Source organism: Paucibacter sp. XJ19-41 (assembly GCF_028462495.1).
Lineage (GTDB): Bacteria > Pseudomonadota > Gammaproteobacteria > Burkholderiales > Burkholderiaceae_C > Roseateles_E.
Window position 1 is genome coordinate 1 of the sequence record NZ_JAQOWX010000022.1, and the last position, 18,160, is coordinate 18,160.

General features: G+C 68.2%; 20 protein-coding genes. 6 read left to right on the plus strand and 14 right to left on the minus strand.

Annotation, left to right across the window (positions count from 1 at the left end):
• The 5 genes from PO768_RS07955 to PO768_RS07975 all read left to right on the plus strand — a co-directional run.
• A partial coding sequence (locus PO768_RS07955; RefSeq protein ID WP_272645623.1) for a hypothetical protein occupies nt 1–559 on the plus strand: 559 nt, incomplete at its 5' end.
• 18 nt (nt 560–577) lie between these two features.
• Nucleotides 578–1,663, plus strand: a complete 1,086-nt coding sequence (locus tag PO768_RS07960) for an NAD(P)H-dependent flavin oxidoreductase (protein WP_272645624.1) — start codon at nt 578–580, stop codon at nt 1,661–1,663.
• Between the two features lie 27 nt (nt 1,664–1,690).
• Nucleotides 1,691–2,011, plus strand: coding sequence for a type II toxin-antitoxin system RelE/ParE family toxin (locus PO768_RS07965; RefSeq protein WP_272645625.1), 321 nt, complete (start codon nt 1,691–1,693; stop codon nt 2,009–2,011).
• Entirely contained in the window at nt 2,008–2,346 is a 339-nt protein-coding gene (locus tag PO768_RS07970; RefSeq protein WP_272645626.1) for a helix-turn-helix domain-containing protein, read from the plus strand. Before PO768_RS07965 ends, PO768_RS07970 begins: the two co-directional genes overlap by 4 nt.
• A 22-nt stretch (nt 2,347–2,368) precedes the next feature.
• Entirely contained in the window at nt 2,369–2,674 is a 306-nt protein-coding gene (locus PO768_RS07975; protein ID WP_272645627.1) for a hypothetical protein, read from the plus strand.
• A 242-nt stretch (nt 2,675–2,916) separates the two neighbouring features.
• Here PO768_RS07975 and PO768_RS07980 read toward each other — a convergent pair whose 3' ends face one another.
• A complete protein-coding gene (locus PO768_RS07980) occupies nt 2,917–3,555 on the minus strand; it encodes a LysE family translocator (RefSeq protein WP_272645628.1) in 639 nt (212 codons plus the stop codon).
• Nucleotides 3,556–3,768: 213 nt separating this feature from the next.
• Between PO768_RS07980 and PO768_RS07985 the strand changes: the two genes are divergently transcribed.
• Nucleotides 3,769–5,034, plus strand: a complete 1,266-nt coding sequence (locus PO768_RS07985; protein WP_272645678.1) for a glutamate-5-semialdehyde dehydrogenase — start codon at nt 3,769–3,771, stop codon at nt 5,032–5,034.
• An 8-nt stretch (nt 5,035–5,042) separates the two neighbouring features.
• Here the strand turns inward: PO768_RS07985 and PO768_RS07990 are convergent, their stop codons facing one another.
• From PO768_RS07990 to PO768_RS08050, 13 genes are all read right to left on the minus strand, one after another.
• Complete coding sequence (locus PO768_RS07990) at nt 5,043–6,020, minus strand: ABC transporter ATP-binding protein (RefSeq protein ID WP_272645629.1); 978 nt, start codon at nt 6,018–6,020, stop codon at nt 5,043–5,045.
• Nucleotides 6,017–6,994 carry an ABC transporter ATP-binding protein gene (locus PO768_RS07995; protein WP_272645630.1) on the minus strand — a complete coding sequence of 326 codons (978 nt, stop codon included), beginning with the start codon at nt 6,992–6,994 and terminating at the stop codon, nt 6,017–6,019. The genes PO768_RS07990 and PO768_RS07995 overlap by 4 nt, the downstream gene beginning before the upstream one ends.
• The gene (locus tag PO768_RS08000) at nt 6,994–7,908 is read right to left on the minus strand and encodes an ABC transporter permease (RefSeq protein WP_272645631.1); all 915 of its coding nucleotides are present in this window, start codon (nt 7,906–7,908) and stop codon (nt 6,994–6,996) included. Before PO768_RS08000 ends, PO768_RS07995 begins: the two co-directional genes overlap by 1 nt.
• Nucleotides 7,874–8,833 (minus strand): ABC transporter permease, encoded by a 960-nt coding sequence (locus tag PO768_RS08005; protein WP_137944212.1) that lies wholly within the window; start codon nt 8,831–8,833, stop codon nt 7,874–7,876. The genes PO768_RS08000 and PO768_RS08005 overlap by 35 nt, the downstream gene beginning before the upstream one ends.
• A 27-nt stretch (nt 8,834–8,860) precedes the next feature.
• Nucleotides 8,861–10,651 carry a peptide ABC transporter substrate-binding protein gene (locus PO768_RS08010; RefSeq protein ID WP_272645632.1) on the minus strand — a complete coding sequence of 597 codons (1,791 nt, stop codon included), beginning with the start codon at nt 10,649–10,651 and terminating at the stop codon, nt 8,861–8,863.
• Between the two features lie 92 nt (nt 10,652–10,743).
• On the minus strand, nt 10,744–11,058 hold the full coding sequence (locus PO768_RS08015) for a PspC domain-containing protein (RefSeq protein ID WP_272645633.1): 315 nt from the start codon (nt 11,056–11,058) through the stop codon (nt 10,744–10,746).
• Between the two features lie 115 nt (nt 11,059–11,173).
• The gene (locus PO768_RS08020; RefSeq protein WP_272645634.1) at nt 11,174–11,620 is read right to left on the minus strand and encodes a lactoylglutathione lyase; all 447 of its coding nucleotides are present in this window, start codon (nt 11,618–11,620) and stop codon (nt 11,174–11,176) included.
• Entirely contained in the window at nt 11,617–12,831 is a 1,215-nt protein-coding gene (locus tag PO768_RS08025) for an acyltransferase family protein (protein ID WP_272645635.1), read from the minus strand. Before PO768_RS08025 ends, PO768_RS08020 begins: the two co-directional genes overlap by 4 nt.
• Before the next feature lie 56 nt (nt 12,832–12,887).
• A complete protein-coding gene (locus PO768_RS08030; protein ID WP_272645636.1) occupies nt 12,888–13,622 on the minus strand; it encodes a LytR/AlgR family response regulator transcription factor in 735 nt (244 codons plus the stop codon).
• Nucleotides 13,619–14,698, minus strand: a complete 1,080-nt coding sequence (locus PO768_RS08035; RefSeq protein ID WP_272645637.1) for a sensor histidine kinase — start codon at nt 14,696–14,698, stop codon at nt 13,619–13,621. The genes PO768_RS08030 and PO768_RS08035 overlap by 4 nt, the downstream gene beginning before the upstream one ends.
• Before the next feature lie 62 nt (nt 14,699–14,760).
• Complete coding sequence (locus tag PO768_RS08040; protein ID WP_272645638.1) at nt 14,761–15,897, minus strand: GGDEF domain-containing protein; 1,137 nt, start codon at nt 15,895–15,897, stop codon at nt 14,761–14,763.
• A 78-nt stretch (nt 15,898–15,975) separates the two neighbouring features.
• Nucleotides 15,976–17,196: a CaiB/BaiF CoA transferase family protein gene (locus PO768_RS08045; protein ID WP_272645639.1), complete on the minus strand. Its 1,221-nt coding sequence runs from the start codon at nt 17,194–17,196 to the stop codon at nt 15,976–15,978.
• A complete protein-coding gene (locus PO768_RS08050; RefSeq protein WP_272645640.1) occupies nt 17,196–18,107 on the minus strand; it encodes a hydroxymethylglutaryl-CoA lyase in 912 nt (303 codons plus the stop codon). Before PO768_RS08050 ends, PO768_RS08045 begins: the two co-directional genes overlap by 1 nt.
• Nucleotides 18,108–18,160: the final 53 nt, after the last annotated feature.

Genomic DNA, 18,160 nt, shown 5'->3' on the forward strand with positions numbered 1-18,160 from the left:
TGCGCGCCTGCTCGACGATGTGCTGGCGCGCGCCCGCGCCGCCGGCCTGGCCGAGGCCGAGCTGGAGGTGTTTGCGCAGAACGAGCGGGCGTTGCGCCTGTATCGCGGCCGCGGCTTCGAAACCCTGCATGAGCTGCACGGCTATCAGGCGCTGCCGGGCAGCGTCGCCCCGGCGGCCTGCGAGTTCCGCGCGCTCGAGCACGAGGCCGCGCTGGCCTGGCTGCGCGACGAGGCCCAGGCCCGGTTGCGCGATCTGCCGCTGCAGGTGACGGCCGCGTCGCTGCAATCGGCCACTGGCATGAGCGCCTGGCAGAAGGGATCGGCCCAGCTAGTGTTCTCGCGACCCGACGATGCCACGGTGGTGGTGGGCAGCCTGATCGACTGGCAGCCCGCGCAGACCGATGCCCGCGCCCTGCTGCAGGCGCTGCGCGCCGAGTTCCCGCAGGCCACGCTGCGCGTGCCCCAGCTGCAGCGCCTGGACCTCGGGGGTCAGGCCTTGCGCGAGCTGGGCTTCGAGACCCTGCCCCTGCATCAGCTGCTGATGCGTGCCAAGCTCTGATGCAGGAGACCTGCTGCGATGAACCACTGGCCCGATACCCGCATCCTCGATCTGTTCGGCATCGAGTTGCCCATTATCCAGGCGCCTATGGCCGGACCCACCTTGCACGAGATGGTGGTGGCTGTCTCGGAGGCCGGCGGGCTGGGCTCGCTGCCCTGCGCGCTTTTGAGCCCCGCCCAGCAGCGTGAGCAGCTGGCGCTGATCAGGGCGCAGACCGGCAAGCCTATCAATCTGAACTTCTTCTGCCACCGCCCGCCCGCACCGGATGCCGAGCGCGAGGCCGCCTGGCGGCAGCGGCTGCGCCCCTACTCCCTGGAGCTGGGCCTGGACCCGGACGGCCCGGTGCCCGCCTCGAACCGTCAGCCCTTTGACGCGGCCAGCTGCGAGTTGATCGAGGCCTTCCGGCCCGAGGTCGCGAGCTTCCATTTCGGCCTGCCCGCGCCCGAGCTGCTGGCCCGGGTGCGCGCCAGCGGTGCCAAGGTCATTGCCTCGGCGACCACAGTGGCCGAGGCGCGCTGGCTCGAAGCCCAGGGCGTGGACGCCATCATCGCCCAGGGCTTCGAGGCCGGCGGCCATCGCGGCCATTTCCTGGCCGACGAGATCGCTACCCAGGTTGGCACCTTCTCGCTGCTGCCCCAGGTGGTCGACGCGGTGCGGCTGCCGGTGATCGCGACCGGCGGCATCGCCGACCCGCGTGGCATCCATGCCGCCTTCGTGCTGGGCGCGGCCGCCGTGCAGATGGGCACCGCCTATCTGTTCACGCCCGAGGCCCATCTGGCGGCGCCGCACCGTGCCGCGCTGCGCAGCGAGCGCGCCGAGCAGACCGCGCTGACCAATCTCTTCACCGGCCGTCCGGCGCGCGGCATCGTCAACCGCCTGATGCGCGAAGTCGGCCCGATCTCGGCCCTGGCCCCGGCCTTCCCGACCGCCGGCGGCGCTTTGGCGCCGCTGCGCGCGGCCAGCGAGCCCAGAGGGGATGAAGGTTCGGGCGACTTCATGTCGCTGTGGTCGGGACAGTCGGCGCGGCTGGCGCGCGAGGGCTTGGGCGCGGGGGAGCTGACGCGCTGGCTGGCTGCGGAGGCGAGCAAGCGGCTGAGTTCCTAATCATGGCATGAATGTTATATTTGGCCTGTGAGCTACCGGATCGAGTTCTACAACGCCAGCGTCGAAGCTGAGATCCTGGCTTGGCCAGCGGGCATTGCTGGACGGTTTGTTGCGATAGCTCAGCGCATGGTTGAGCATGGACCCAGCTTGGGCATGCCGCACACGCGGGCGATGGGGGACGGCCTGTTCGAGGTGCGCGCCAGGGCGATGGAAGGTATCGGGCGAGCCTTCTCTTGCGTGCTGGTAGGGCGGCGCATCGTGGTGTTGCATGGCTTCATCAAGAAGACCGACAAGACCCCGGTCAAGGAACTGAAAATCGCACGCGACCGTATGAAGGAGCTGCCATGAGCAAGACTGTGCTTTATCGAGTGGGTGCTTTTGCACCGGTACCCTTCGATCCGGCATCCTATGCCCGTGATCGGGCGGCAAAGGATTCTGAATTCAAGCAGGCGCATGAATCAGCCGAGGAAGAGTTCGTGGCCCTGGATGCGCTGCTGCAGGCCAGGTTGCGTGCCGGCCTGACTCAGGCGCAGGTGGCAGAGCGCATGGGCGTCAAGCAGGCGGCGCTGGCGCGCGTGGAAAGCAGTCTGGGTTCGCGCAAGCATGCGCCGTCGCTGGCCACGCTGCGCAAGTACGCGCATGCCGTTGGATGCCGCTTGAAGATTCGGCTGGAACCGCAATGAGGCGTGAGGCTTAGAAAAACGCATGGCATTCGACATGTACGCAGACCAGGCGCGGGAGGCCATTGGTCAGCACGAAGAGTTTCTCCTCATGCTAGCGAGTGCAGACGAGGCCCGTTTTCCCGAGCTTTCAGCGGTGTGGTCCTCGTTCTATAAAAGCCCTTGCCTGCCGTCCGCACAAGCCGGCCGGCTTGTGCACGAGTTGCTTGACCTGCTGGCCTGCAACGGGGGCCGTTCCAACAAGCCCATCTCCGAGCCGGTCATCCGGCTGGTCTTGTTCTTCAGCGCCGCCTATCGAGGCGGGCATGAGGTTCGATGTTCGAGTGACTGACTGAAGCCCCGGCTGAACGCGGTGTCATGCATCGCGTTCTTCTCGCGGCGGTGCGCGAAGAGCGCTATGGCGCCTTTTGTGGCTGCCTGGCGAGCGAGTACATCGCGATCTCGTACGAAGTCCATTTGATGGGCGCGGGAGCCTCAGATCGATGCTGGGGCAACGAAGACGACATGCTGCTCACTGATCCAGGCCGCGAGCCCAGGAGCGATTGTTTCGTATGTCTTTCTATGGATGCGATGCTATGCCGCGCTGCGCTGCTGAGACAGGAGTTTGAAGGCCAAGGCCCCGAGCACCAAGCCCATGACATATCGCTGGACCGCGAGCCAGCAGCGGTTCTTGGCGAACCAGCCGGCCATGCCGGCTGCGGACAGGGTGACCGCCAGATTCACGCTGGACCCGATGAGAACCTGTGTGCTGCCCAGCAGCAGGCTTTGGGCAAGCACCGAACCAGACTCGGGTGAGATGAACTGCGGCAGCACCGACAGATAGAAGATGGCGACTGTCGGGTTGAGGGTGCTGGTCAAGAGTCCCATCACAAACAGCTTGTGCGGGGGCTCGGCCGGCAGGTCCCGCGCCTCGAAGGGCGAGCGGGCACCCGGTCGTACCGCCTGCCAAGCCAGCCATATCAGGTAGAGCGCGCCTGCGAATTTGAGCAGTTCATAGCCCAGCGGCACCGCCATGAAAAGTGCCGTCAGGCCGACGGCGGCACAGAGCATGTGGACGGTGAAGCCCAGAACGACGCCAAACCAAGACATGACACCGGCGGCTCGGCCCTGGCACAGCGAACGGGAGATCAGATAGATCATGTTCGGCCCCGGGGTCAGCGCCATCAGAAGCGCGGCGCCGACGAACATGACAAAGAGGGAGTTCGACATCATGGTGGCTCAGCCTCCTGTGCGGTCTGGACAAGATGGCCTCGTGACGACTGGCCATCGCAGGCAAATCTAGCATCTTTGCAAGGGCTCCCCAGCAGACCACTGCAGACCCTCGGCAGTGCACACCGGTCGGAAGCCCCGGCTGCCTGCCCCGGGCCAGGCATCGGCGAGAATCCGCCCATGAGCAGCCATGACCTTAACCACATCCCCGCCCTGATGCAGACCCTGGGCCGCCAGGCCCGTGCCGCCGCCACCTCGATGGCCGCCGCGCCCACCGCCGCCAAGAATGCCGCGCTGCTGGCGCTGGCGCGCCGCCTCGGCGAGGCCGGCCCGGCGCTGCGGAAAGCCAACGAGCGCGATCTGGAGGCGGCGATCAAGGCCGGGCTGGACGCGCCGATGGTCGACCGGTTGAGGCTGACCGACAAGGTCATCGCCACGGTCGCCGAGGGCTGCGCGCAGATCGCCGCGATGCCCGATCCGATCGGCGAGATCAGCGGGGTCAAGCGCCGCCCGAGCGGCATCAGCGTCGGCCAGATGCGCGTGCCGCTGGGGGTGTTCGGCATGATTTACGAGAGCCGGCCCAATGTGACCATCGAGGCCGCGTCGCTGGCAATCAAGAGCGGCAACGCCTGCATCCTGCGCGGTGGCTCCGAGGCCTTGCATTCGAATCTGGCGCTGGCGCAAATCGTCGGCGATGCGCTGGCCGAAGCCGGCCTGCCGCGCACGGCCGTGCAACTGGTCGGCACCACCGACCGCGTCGCGGTCGGCGCGCTGATCACGATGCCCGAGTTCGTCGACGTCATCATCCCGCGCGGCGGCAAGGGCCTGATCGAGCGCATCAGCCGCGAAGCCAAGGTGCCGGTGATCAAGCATCTGGACGGCAACTGCCACAGCTATGTCGATGCCGAGGTCGAGCTGGGCCTGGCGCTGCGCGTGGTCGACAACGCCAAGACGCAGAAATACAGCCCTTGCAACGCGACCGAATCGCTGCTGGTGCATGCCGAGCAGGCGAGCGAGTTCCTGCCCCGCATCGGCGCGATCTTCGCGGCCAAGGGCGTCGAGATGCGCGGCTGCCCGCGTACGCTGGCCCTGCTGGGCCCGCTGCAAGGCGGCCTGGCCGGCGCCAAGCTAGCGGCCGCCACCGAGGCCGACTGGAGCGAGGAGTACCTGGCGCCTGTCATCAGCATCAAGGTGGTCGACAGCCTGGACGAGGCGATCGCCCATATCAACCGCTATGGCTCTCACCACACCGATGCGATCCTGACCACCAACCATCCGAACGCGATGCGCTTTCTGCGCGAGGTCGATTCGGCCAGTGTGATGGTCAATGCCAGCACCCGCTTTGCCGACGGCTTCGAGTACGGCCTCGGCGCCGAGATCGGCATCTCGACCGACAAGTTCCACGCCCGCGGACCGGTCGGGCTGGAGGGGCTGACCTCGAGGAAGTGGGTGGTGCTGGGGCAGGGTGAGGTCAGGGGCTGATTCGCTACTCAGCCCCGCAGATGACAAGCCACCCAATGCCCGTCGCTGCTTTGCTTCAGCGGCGGTGACTCGCTGCCGCACAGCGGCATCTGCTTGATCGGGCAGCGGGTGTGGAAGTGGCAGCCCGAGGGTGGCTTGATCGGGCTGGGCACATCGCCCTGCAGCATGATGCGTTTGCGCTTGACGGTGGGGTCGGGAATAGGCACCGCCGACAGCAGGGCCTCGGTATAGGGGTGCAGCGGCCGGCTGTAGAGCTCGCGGGCGCTGGCGATCTCGACGATGCGGCCCAAGTACATCACCGCAACGCGCGTGCTGGTGTGCTCGACGACTGAGAGGTCATGGGCGATGAAGAGATAGGTCAGATTGAATTTGGCCTGCAGATCTTCGAGCAGATTGATGACCTGGGCTTGGATGGAGACATCCAGCGCCGACACCGCCTCGTCGCAGACGATCAGCTTGGGGCTGACCGCCAGCGCGCGGGCGATGCCGATGCGCTGGCGCTGGCCGCCGGAGAACTCATGCGGGTAGCGGCGCAGATGGTCGGCGGACAGGCCCACCGTCTCCAGCAGCTCGACGATGCGGCCCTCGTAGTCGGCCCGGGTCTTGGCGAGCTTGTGGATGGTCAGTGCCTCGCCGATGATGGCGCCCACCGTCATGCGCGGGTTCAGCGAGGCATAGGGATCCTGGAAGATGATCTGCATATCGCGCGCCAAGGCGCGCAGCTCGCTCTTGCCCAACGCCGTGACTTCGCGACCATCGAACCAGACCTGGCCCGAGCTCGGCTCGATCAGGCGCAGGATGCAGCGGCCGGTGGTCGACTTGCCACAGCCCGACTCGCCGACCAGGCCGAGGGTCTCACCGGCCATCAGCTCGAAGCTGACGCCATCGACCGCATGCACGCGGGCCTGCTCGCGGCCCAGCAGCCCGCCCTTGATCGGGAAGTGCTTGACCAGGTTCTCGACCTTCAGCAGCGGTGTGGTGCTCATAGAATGCAGGCGACCTTGTGGCCGGGCGCGATCTCGCGCAGCGCTGGCGTGGCCTGGGTGCAGGCGCTGCTGGCGTATTTGCAGCGCGGCGCGAAGCGGCAGCCCTCGGGCGGGTTGATCAGCTTGGGCACCGTGCCGGCAATCGCCTCCAGGCGGACCTTGTGGGTGGCGGCCAGGTCGATGCGCGGGATCGAGCGGATCAGGCCCTGGGTGTAAGGGTGGCGCGGGTTGGCAAACAGCTGCTCGACCGTGGCCTCCTCGATCACCTTGCCGGCATACATCACCACGACGCGCTGCGCGACCTCGGCGACCACGCCCATGGCATGGGTGATCAAGAGGATGCTCATGCCCAGCCGTGCCTTCAGCTCGGCCAGCAGCTCCAGGATCTGGGCCTGTATCGTCACGTCCAGCGCGGTGGTCGGCTCGTCGGCGATCAAGAGCTGCGGATTGCAGCTCAAGGCCATCGCAATCATCACGCGCTGGCGCATGCCGCCGGAGAACTGGTGCGGATAGTCGCGCACGCGGCGCTCCGGCGTCGGGATATTGACCAGGCGCAGCATCTCGACCGCGCGGTCCATCGCATCGCGCCGGTTCAGCCCCTCCTGCAGGCGCAGCACCTCGGCGATCTGCTGGCCCACCGTGTAGACCGGGTTCAGCGAGGTCATTGGCTCCTGGAACACGATGGCGATCTGTTTGGCGCGGATGCGCCGCATCTCGCTCTCGGGCAGCGTGACCAGGTCGCGGCCCTGCCAGAGGATCTGCCCGGCGACGATGCGGCCCGGCGGCATCGGCAAGAGCTTGAGCACGCTCATCGCGGTGACCGACTTGCCGCAGCCCGACTCGCCGACCACGCAGACCGTCTCGCCGCGTTGCACCGTCAGGTCGACACCATCGACCGCATGCAGCCAGCCGGCATCGGTGGCAAAGTGGGTCTTCAGGCCGCGGATATCGAGCAACGGTGCGTCGGTGCTCATCACATCACCTTGCGCGGATCGAGGGCGTCGCGCAGACCGTCGCCGATGAAGTTGATCGTCAGCACGGCCAGAAAGATCGCCAGGCCGGGGAAGAGGGCCCAGTGCGGCGCGATGTCCAGATAGTCCTTGGCATCGAAGAGGATGCGGCCCCAGGTCGGGATGTCGGGCGGGAAGCCCAGGCCCAGAAAGGACAGCGTCGACTCGGCAATGATGGCGGCCGCCACATCGATGGTGCCGGCCACGATCACCGGGCCCAGCGCATTGGGCAGGATGTGGCGCGTGACCTGGCGCGGCGTGCTCGCGCCCAGGGCCCGCGCCGCCTCGACGAACTCCTTCTCGCGCAGCGAGAAGAACTGCGCCCGCACCAGCCGCGCCACCGGCATCCAGCGGAAGCCACCGATCACGACGACGATCAGGATGAAGACGCCGACCTCGGGGCCGAAGGTCTCCTTCAGCCCGTCGCGGAACAGATAGATGATCAGCAGCAGCAAGGGCAGCTGGGGCAGCGAGAGAAACAGATCGGTCAGCCACATCAGCGCCGCATCGACGCTGCCGCGCGAGATGCCGGCGATTGCGCCGATCAGCACACCGACGATCACGGCCATCAGCATCGCCGCCAGACCCACGGCCAGCGAGATGCGGCCGCCGTAGAGCAGGCGGGCCAGCAGGTCCTGGCCCAGATCGTCGGTGCCCAGCGGGTGGGCCAGCGAGGGGCTCTTGAGCCGTGCGCTGAAGTCGATATCGTTGATCGCGACGGGCCAGAGCCAGGGCCCGACCAGCACGGCCGTCACCATCAGCAGCAGGATCACCAGGCTGAGCATGGCCATGCGGTGGCGCTTGAAGCGTCGCCAGGCCTCGCCCCAGGGCGAGACATGGGCGCTAGCGGTAGCTGATGCGGGGGTCGAGCCAGCCATAGAGCAGATCGGCCAGGAGGTTGAAGAAGATCACCAGGCAGGCGAACACAAAGGTCACCGCCATGATCACCGGCGTGTCATTGGCCAGGATGGCGCTGATCAAGAGCGAGCCGATGCCGGGGATGCGGAAGATCTGCTCGGTGACGATGGCGCCGCCGAACACCGCCGGCATCTGCAGCGCCACCAGGGTGACGACCGGGATCAGCGCATTGCGCAGCACATGCTTGATCACGACGCCGCCCTCGGAAAGGCCTTTGGAGCGGGCCGTGGTCACATAGTCGAGCTTGATCACATCCAGCACCGCCGAGCGCACATAGCGGGTCCAGCTGGCGCCCTGGAACAGGCCCAGCACGGCCACCGGCATGATGGACTGCTTGAGGTGTTCCCACCACCAGGCCCAGCCCGTGGCCGCGATATCGGCCCGGTAGACAAAGGGCAGCCAGTCGAGCTGGATCGAGAACAACAGGATCAAGAGCAGGCCGGTGAAGAAGGTCGGCAGCGAGAAGCCGACAAAGGCCAGCGTGTTGGCGATCTGGTCGAAGACCGAGTAGGGCCGGGTCGCGGCATAGACGCCCACCGGTATCGCGATCAGCAGCGCGAGGATCTGCGAGCTGCCGATGATGACCAGGGTGGTCGGCAGGCGCTGCAGGATCAGCTGGTCCACATCGACGCGGCTGACGAAGGAGAAGCCCCAATCGCCCTGGAACATCGCGAACAGCCAGCGGAAATAGCGCTGCCAGACGGGGTCATCGAGGCCGAACTTGGCGCGCAGCATCTGGCGCACCTCGGCCGGCACATTCGGGTTGGTGGCCAGCTCCTCGAAGGGGTCGCCGGGCGCCAGCGCCAGCACGGTGAACAGCACGACGCTGATGCCCAGCAGGCTGGGCAGCGCGTAGAGCAGACGGCGCAGCAGGTATTGGAACATTCAGCGGCGGTGCTGCAACGATGGGGCTCAGGCTTCCTTGAACCAGTCCTTCAGGTTCCACATATCGTTGTCCCAGCCGCTCAGCGGCGCATAGAGCTTGTTGGCGACCGCCGCCACACGCGGCCGGTAGACCACCGGGATCACCACCGGATCGCTGCACACCAGCTCGTTCATGCGGATGAACAGTGCGGCGCGCTTGACCGGGTCCAGCTCGCTCTCGGCCGCACGGAAGGCCTTGTCATACTCCTCGTTGCTCCAGCGCGAGAGATTGCGGCCCTGCCATTTATTGTCCTTGCTGGCGGCTTCCCAGGAGGCGAACTGGTTCATGAACAGCTCGGGGTCGGGCTGCGTCATCGTCGTCGTGTACATCTGCACGTCGCAGAAGAACTTGGTGTAGGTGTCGGGGTTGCCGACGTCCGAGGAGAAGAACACCGAGGCGGTCACCGACTTCAGCTCCAGATCGATGCCGGCCTTTTGCGCCGCCTGCTTGACGATGGCCTGGGTCTTCTGGCGCGGCGCGTTGATCGAGGTCTGGAACACCAGCTTGAGCTTCTTGCCGCCCTTCTCGCGGATGCCGTCGCCGCCCTTCTTCCAGCCGGCCGCGTCCAGCAGCGCACCGGCCTTGTCGATGCTGAACTCCCATTTCATGGTCTTGGAGCGGAAGCGCTCCGGGTTGTTCAGGAAGTTGGCCGTGGCCACGCCGGTGCGGCCGTAGATGAACTCCTGCACCGCCGCACGGTCCACCAGCAGGCCCAGGGCCTTGCGCACCGCCGGGTCCGACAGGATGGGGTGGCGGCTCTTCGGGTGCGCGCGCTCACCCTCGGTCTCGGTCCAAGGGTCGGCCATATTCAGCACGATGAACTCGATATTGCCGCCCGGCGTGATTTCGGCGCGGCCACGGCCGCCGGCCTCCAGCCGTTTCAGAATCTCGTCCTCGACCTGCATATTCCAGGCGTAGTCGAACTCGCCCGTCTGTATCACCGCGCGCGCCGCCGAGACCGCGTCGCCGCCGCCCTTCATTTCTATCGTGTCGAAGAAGGGGCGATGCTCGAAGTGGTAGCCGGTGTTGATCGCGCCGCGCACCATATCGCCCGGCTTGAAATCGACGAACTTGTAGGGCCCGGTGCCGACCGGCTTCAGATTGGTCGGCGCCTCGCGCGACTTGGCGCCGGTGAAGTCAGCGAACAGATGCTTGGGGATCAGCATGCCGCGGGTGCCGACAAAGGGGTCGGCCCAGAAGGGCGTGGGCTTCTTGAAGATGACCTTGACGGTGTGGCTGTCGATCTTCTCGACCTTGCAGTCCTTGTAGGTGCCTATCGTGACGGCGGCCGTGTCCGGGTTGCTGGCGTATTCCCAGTTGAACACGCAGTCATCGGCGGTGAAGGGCTTCCCGTCGTGCCAGGTGGCGCCGCGCTTGAGCTTCCAGATCACCGACATGCCGTCCTTGGCCAGGCCGCCGTTGGCCTGGCTGGGAATCTCGGCCGCGAGAATGGGCACCAGATTGCCGTCGGGGTCCCAGGCGGCCAGCGGCTCGTAGAAGATGCGCGCGCCTTCCTGGTCCTTGGTGCCGGTGGCGAAGTGCGGGTTCAGCAGCGTGGCCCCCTGCCACCACAGCAGCTTCAGCGCGCCGCCGCCGCCGCGCTTGGTGGGCTTGTAGCCGGAGCGGGTCTGGGCCTGGGCGATGCCGGCATTGAGCAGCATCTGACCCGCCAGCGGCGCCGTCAGGCCCAGGGCCAGCATGCGTTGGATGAAAGACCGTCGGGCCAGTCGGCCCTCGCGCACATCCTCGATCAGATCGCGCAACGCTTGCTCTTGCATGGGTAACCTCCGTAGGACCGGAACGGAACTGCCTAGCTGAACTGCCGGGCCATGCTAGCAGCGCGGCGTGCGCGGTCTGATCGGGGTCGGCCCTAGTCCTGCGGCACAAAGATCCACATCAGCAGATAGAACAGCACCCCGGTGCCGCCGCACAGGGCCAGCAAGGTGAAACCCAGGCGCCAGACCCAGGAGGCCATGCCGGTGATGCGGGCCAGGCCGCCACAGACCCCGCCGATCCAGCGGTCATCGCGGCTGCGGCGCAGCTCGTTGATCGCGGCAGCACCCGGTGCGCCGCTGCCGACATCGCCGGCCAGCAGCCGGGCCTTGGCGCGGGCGAACTCCTCGTCGCTGAGCGCGCCGCGCTGATGCAGGTCGCCGAGTTTTTCAAGATCGTCGCTGATGGACATGGTCGTTCCTCCTGGTTTGCAATGCTTGCAGACTAAGGGCAGGTCGACGACGGCACCAGAGCGATCCGACAGACTGCGGCCCGCCGGGGACAGGCCGGCGTGGCGGCCGCCAGGCTTACCAGCTGCCGGTGTTGGCCATCGAGGCCCAGGGCTCGGCCGGGGCCAGCGCCGGGCCGTCCTGCAAGAGTTCGACCGAGATGTTGTCGGGCGAGCGCACAAAAGCCATGCGGCCGTCGCGCGGCGGGCGCAGCACGGTCACGCCATGGTCTTGCAGGCGCTGGCAGGCGGCGTAGATATCGGGCGTGGCGAAGGCCAGGTGGCCGAAGTTGCGGCCGCCGGTGTAGACCTCGCTCCGGCCCTCGGCATCGGGCCAGTTATAGGTCAGCTCGACCTGCGGTTGATACTTGCCGGCTTCGTCGCCGGGGGCGGCCAGATAGACCAGCGTGAAGCGGCCGGCCTCGTGCTCGCTGCGGCGCACCTCGACCATGCCCAGCGCGTCGCGGTAGAACTTCAGCGAGGCGTCCAGATCGGTGACGCGCACCATGGTGTGCAGATATTTCATGAGGAGAGGGTGCTGTTGCGGGGAGGGTTGGATTGTCGCCGCTGGGGCATGTCCCCGTGCGCCGGCCCGGCAATCCCTAGGCCAGAGCGCAGCAGCGCCGGCCCGCGCCGCGCCAGTCCGTAGCCCAGCGCGCTGAAAAGCAGGGTCAGCGCGATCAGCAGCGGCCCCTCGGCCGGCGCCGGCAGGGCCAGCGGCGCCAGCGCCTGGCTCAGCAGCACGATCAGGGTCTGGTGCAGGATGTAGAGGCAGAACACCGCCGCGCCGAGGCGTTGGCGCCAGGGGCCGTCATGGTCCAGCCAGCGGCGCGCGAAGCCGCAGGCCGCCGCGATGGCCCACCAGGCGATGCCGCCCCACAGCAGGCGCTGCAGCCAGCGCAGCGGCTCGATGGGGGCCAGGTCTTGATAGGCGCGCCAGTACAGCAGGGTCAGCGCCCAGCTGGCCAGCGCCAGCGTCAGCGCCCGCCAGCGCAGCGCGGCCAGCGCGTCCCACAGCGCCGCCCCCCGGTCGGCGCGCCGCACGATCAGCAGGCCCAGCAGGAAGACGCTCAGGTAGTGCGCATGGTTGTACCAGTCGCTGACCAGATCATGGCTGGCAGGGAAGTGCGGCGCCAGCAGCCATTTGGCGGCGATCAAGGGCAGGGCCAGACCCAGCAGCAGCGGCGCCGGGCGGCTCGGCAGGCGCTCGGCCAGCCGGTCCAGCGCGCGTGGTGCCCAGCGCGCCAGCGCCCAGGCAATCAGGCCGTAGACCCAGAGATAGGGCAGGAACCAGAGATGGTTCCAGGTCGGCAGGATCAGGCAATCGTCGGCACGGCAGAAGCCGCCATAGCCGCGCAGATAGAGCCCCATGAAATCGGCATAGCTGCCGTTATAGGCCACCTTGGTGAGCACCTCGAAATAGGCCTGCGGCGGCACGATCAGCAGCATGCCGAATGCGAGTGGCCACAGCAGGCGCCGGCTGCGCTGCGCGACAAAGCCGGCCCCGGGCTCGCGGCGCAGCAGGGCCTGGGTCGCGGCGCCGGCGATGAAGAACAGCAGCGACAAGCGCCACGGCCCCGACAGCAGCATCAGCGGCTCGATCGCCGGCCCGGCCTGCGGGCTCTTCACATGCCAGTCCCAGCTGACGTAGTACATGCCGACGTGGTAGGGGACCAGCAGGCCGAAGGCCAGGATGCGCAGCCAGTCGAGGAAGAAGAGGCGTGGGGTGCTGTTCATGGGTCCAGCATCGCAAGCCCGCTCGCACTGTCCAAGCGCGCCGGGGCGGTTCGCCCTCAGCCCGGGGCGAGTTGCTTGCGATAGCTGCGCGAGACCCGCAGCTGCTGGCCGCCGCTGAGCGTCAGCATGGCCTCGCCATGGGGCAGTGCGCGCAGGGCCTGGATATGGGCCGGGTTGACCGCATGGCTGCGGTGGATGCGCAGGAACGCTGTGGCGGCCGGATGCTGCAGGAAATCGGCCAGGCTGCGGCGCTCCAGATAGCAGGCCGGCGGCGCATGCAGCTCGATGTAGTTGTCGGCCGCCGCCACCCATTGAAGCTGGGCCAGCGGCAGCTTCAGCAGGCCGCCGCGCGCCTGCTCCACCAGCCAGTGTCCGTCCAGCGGCTGCAGCTGCCGCAGCGCGCCGAGCAGGCCGCCCCGGGCGAGACCGGCGGGCGGCGTCGCCAGACGCTGGCGCAGGCGGCGCACGGTCTCGGCCAGTCGCTCCGGCGTGTAGGGCTTGAGCAGATAGTCCACCGCATTCAGGTCGAAGGCGCGCAGCGCATGGGCGTCGTAGGCGGTCGAGAAGGCGCAGGCGACGCCGGCCGGCAGCTGCAGCGCCAGCTCCAGGCCGCTGAACCCCGGCATCTGGATGTCCAGCAGCACCGCGTCGATGCGCTCGCGGGCCAGCAGGGCCAGCGCCTGCTCGGCGTTGCCGGCCTCGCCCAGCCAGCTGATTTCGGCCATGGGCGCCAGCAGACGGCGCAGCTTGGCCAGCGCCGGCGGTTCGTCGTCGACGATCAGCAGTCTCATGCCACCACCTGCACCTGCGCCGGCAGGCGTATCAGCAGCCGGGCGCCGCCCTCGGGCCTGGCGTCCAGGCTGCAGGAGGCGGCGGCGCCGAAGCTGCTGTGCAGGCGCTCACGCAGATTGGCCAGGCCGATGGCGCCGGCGCGTTCGCTGCGCAGCGGGGCCTGGCCACTGTTGATGACCTCCAGCCGCAAGACCTGACCCTGCTGCTCCAGCGTCGCCCGGATACCGACCTCGACGGCCGCGCTGCTCTGCGCCACGTCGTGCTTGATCGCGTTCTCCACCGGCGAGATCAGCAGCAGGGCCGGCAGCCGGCACTCGCGCGCCTGCGCATCGGCCTCGATGGTGACGCGCAGCCGCTCGCCGAAGCGCGCCTGCATCAGGACCAGAAAAGGCTCGACCAGGCGCAGCTCGTCCGCCAGGCTGTGCCAGCCCTGGGCCTGGGCCGCCAGGTTCTGGCGCAGCAGATCGGCCAGCTGGCACAGCATGCGGTCGGCGCGCGCCACATCCTCGTACATCACCGAAGAGATCAGGTTCAGAGTGTTGAACAGGAAATGCGGCTGCACCTGCTCGGTCAGCCGCGCCAGCTGGGCCTCGGCCAGCGCGCCGCGCAGCCGCTGCAGCTCCTGCTCGCGCCGCTGGTCAGCGAAGAACAGATGCAGGCCATGACAGATCGCCAGCATCAGCGCATAGCTGCCTATGTCCTTGGCGGCCTCGTAGCTCAGTACGGCCAGCGCGCTGCCCGGCCGGTAGTTCAGCCCCATCACCGCATAGACCGCGAAACGGATCGCGAACATGCCGGCCACATGGGCCAGGATATAGACCAGCAGGCCCAGCAGATGGCGGCCCAGCTGGCGCCAGCGCGCCAGTCCCAGGCCGGCCACATGCCAGCGGTACAGGGCCAGGCCCAGCGCGCCGGTGCAGACGGTGGAGCTGAGTTCCCACAGCAGCGGCTCCCAGGGATGGCGCCCGCCAGCCGCCAGATAGTGCTGCAGCTCGGCCAGGCCTTGCAGCAGGCCCAGACCCAGCACCAGAGCCAGGTAGGCCGCGATCAGCAGATGGCGTTGGCGGGCATGCATGAGTGCGACGCTAACAGCTCGGCACGGCGCTTCGCCCCAGGCGACCGGCCACCGGCCACAAATCAGTGCGCCAATCCCTGGGCTGGGCTGCGCCGCCCGGCGCTGACGCGGTTGCGGCCGCCGTCCTTGGCGGCATACAGGGCCTCGTCGGCGCGCGCCAGCAGCGCGTCGGCGCTGGCCATGCCGGGCGCCAGCTCGGCGCAACCGATACTGACCGTCACAGCGGCCGGCAGCTGCAGCTCGGCAATGGCCAGGCGCAGCCGCTCGGCCAGCTGCTCCGCCTGCGCCAGCCCGGTGCCGGGCAGCAGCAGCGCGAACTCCTCGCCGCCGATTCGGGCGGCCAGATCGCTGTCGCGCAGGCTGGCGCGGCAGCAGAGCGCCACCTCGCGCAGCACCGTGTCGCCGAGCTGGTGGCCGCCGCTGTCGTTGATGCGCTTGAAGTGGTCGACATCCAGCGCCAGCAGGGCCAGCGGCCGACCGCTGGCGCGGCTCTCGGCCAGCGCGCTCTCGGCGGCGCGGAAGAACTGGCGCCGGTTCGGCAGCGCGGTCAGCGCATCGGTGCGGGCCAGCAGTTCGGTCTCGGCCAGCAGATGCTGGTTCACGGCCAGCAACTGGTGCAGCTCGCTCTCGGTGCGGTAGAGCTGGCGATTGAGGCGCTGGATCACCCAGGCGGCCACGCCGCAGACGCCGGCCCACAGCAGATGGAAGAAGACCACGCGCTTGACGGTCGTCGCGTCCAGACCCAGGGCCGGCAGCAGCACGGCCGTGGCCAGCACGGTCAGGCCGCCGCAGACCAGCACCAGGGCCAGGCTGGACTTGGCGATCAGCAGCCCCATTAGATATAGGAGCGAGGTGGCCAGAATGAACTCGGGCCGGCCCAGCAGCTGGCCGTCAATCAGGCAGGCGAAGCTGACGCCCACCAGGGTGTAGAGCGGGTAGGACAGCGCCATCGGCAGCCGCCAGCCGGGCTTGAAGCTCAGGGCACTAAGCACGGCCCAGAACAGCAGATAGCCCAGGCGCAGGCGCAGCACCTCGGCGGCGGCCGGCTCGATCAGCCAGTCGCCCAGCAGATAGAGCAAGGGGATCAGGCCGCCGATCGCATAGACGAAGCGCAGCACCGGCCAGGAACGCAGGGCCAGCCAGTCCTGGTAGGCGGGCACGATAGGGCTGTGGGAGGAGGGCGGGGAGCTGTGCTGCACGGAAGGGCCGCCAGGCGGCGGGTTGACGGGCCTGCGGCCCGAAACCCTGCGATTGTCCGCCTTCGGCGCGGCGCCCGCCTAGGCCAGCACGCCCTCGGCGATCAAGGCCGTGATGTCGGTCTCGCGATAGCCCAGCTCGGCCAGCAGGCGGTGGTTGTGCTGGCCCAGCGTCGGCGGCTGCTCGCGCAGGCCCAGGCGCCGGCCGTCCAGGCTCAGCGGCAGCAGCGGCACGCGGGTCTCGCGGCCGTCGGGCAGGGTCAGCGGCGCCAGGCCGCCGGTGGCCAGCAGATGCGGGTCTTCCATCAGCTGCTCGGGCCGGGTGATGGGTGCGAACGGCAGGCCCTGGGCCTCGAACACCGCAGCGATCTCGGCGGCCGGCCGGGGCGCCAGGCGCTCGCGCAGCGCCGGGATCAGCCAGTCGCGCGCACGCACCCGGTCGTTATTGCTGGCCAGGCGCGCATCGGCGCGCAGCTCGGCCAGGCCGAAGGCCTCGCAGAACAGCGCCCACTGGGTGTCGCTGACAACGGCCAGGAAGATCTGCTCGCCATCCCTGACCGTGAAAACGTCGTAGATGCCCCAGGCCGAGATGCGCTCGGGCATGGGCGCGGCGGGCTTGCCGGTGACCGCGAACTGCATCATGTGCTGGGCCACCAGAAAGACATTGTTCTCGAACAGGGCCGACTGCACGGGCTGGCCGCGCCCGGTGACATGGCGCTGCTGCAGCGCGGCCAGCACGCCGATCGCGCCGAACAGCCCGCCCATGATGTCGTTGACGCTGGAACCGGCGCGCAGCGGATCGCCCGGCCGGCCTGTCATATAGGCCAGACCGCCCATCATCTGCACCACCTCGTCCAGCGCGGTGCGGTGCTCGTAGGGGCCGGGCAGAAAGCCCTTGTGCGAGACATAGATCAGGCGCGGGTTCAGCGCCGTCAGCGCGTCGTGACCCAGGCCCAGCCGCTCCATAGCCCCGCTCTTGAAGTTCTCGCTGAACACATCGGCGCTGGCCAGCAGCTTCAGCACGATCTCCAGGCCCTTGGGGTGCTTGATGTCCAGCGCAAGGCTGAGCTTGTTGCGGTTGAACATCGGATAGAAACCGGCCCCCGAGCCCAGCAGTTTGCGGGTGTTGTCGCCGGTGAGCGGCTCGACCTTGATGACCTCGGCGCCCAGATCGCCCAGCACCATGCCGCAGGTCGGCCCCATCACCATATGGGTGAACTCGATCACTCGCAGACCTGCCAGTGGCAGGTCTGCGCTCTTGCCGGCCTGTGGCAGGTCTTGCTGTCTTTGCTCTTGCGTCATCACTGAAATCCTTTGGGAAGCCCGGCCTCGGCCAGCATGCCGTAGACCGCCTCGCCGGGCAGACCCTCGCGCAGCGGCGTGCGGGCGGCCAGCAGCTTGTGGATGTCGATGCCGGTGTCCACGCCCATGGCCTCGAACATGAAGACCAGGTCCTCGGTGACCACATTGCCCGAGGCGCCCGGCGCATAGGGGCAGCCGCCCAGGCCGCCCAGCGAGGCATCGAAGGTCCTGACGCCGACATCGAAAGCCGCCAGGCAGTTGGCCAGGCCCAGCCCCCGCGTGTTGTGCAGATGGGCAGCGCCGGCGCGCGGCCCCAGCTCGGCGCGCAGCCGCGTGAACAGCCGCCGTACCTGGGCCGGGTTGGCCATGCCGGCGGTGTCGGACAGGCCCACCTCGTCGGCCCCGGCTTCGGCGCAGGCCAAAGCCAGACGGAGCACCGCATCCTCATCGACCCGGCCGGCCAGGGTGCAGCCGAAGGCGGTGGACAGCCCCACCTCGACCCCCATCTGCGGCGCGCGCTCCCGGCGCAGCGCGGCGACCGCGCGCAGCTCCTCGACCATGGCCTCGGGCGTCTTGCGCACATTGGCCAGCGAATGGGCCTCGCTGGCCGAGATCGGCAGGCTGATCTTGTGGGCACCGGCGGTGATGGCCGCTTCGGCGCCGCGAACATTGGGCACCAGGGCCAGCACGCGCAAGCCCGGCAGGGTCAGTGCATGGGCAACGACCTCGGCCACATCGGCCATCTGCGGCAGCAGCCGTGCCGGCACAAAGGAGCCGACCTCGATCTCGCGCAGGCCGGCCGCGTGCAGTGCGTCCAGCCAGCGCCGCTTGGCGGCGGTAGGCATCACGCTGGCGATGCTCTGCAGGCCGTCGCGCGGGCCGACCTCGCTGATCAGGACGCTGCTTGACATGATGGGGTTGTTCTATAAGATGGAACTGTGTTCCGAAAAGTATCGCGTTTGTC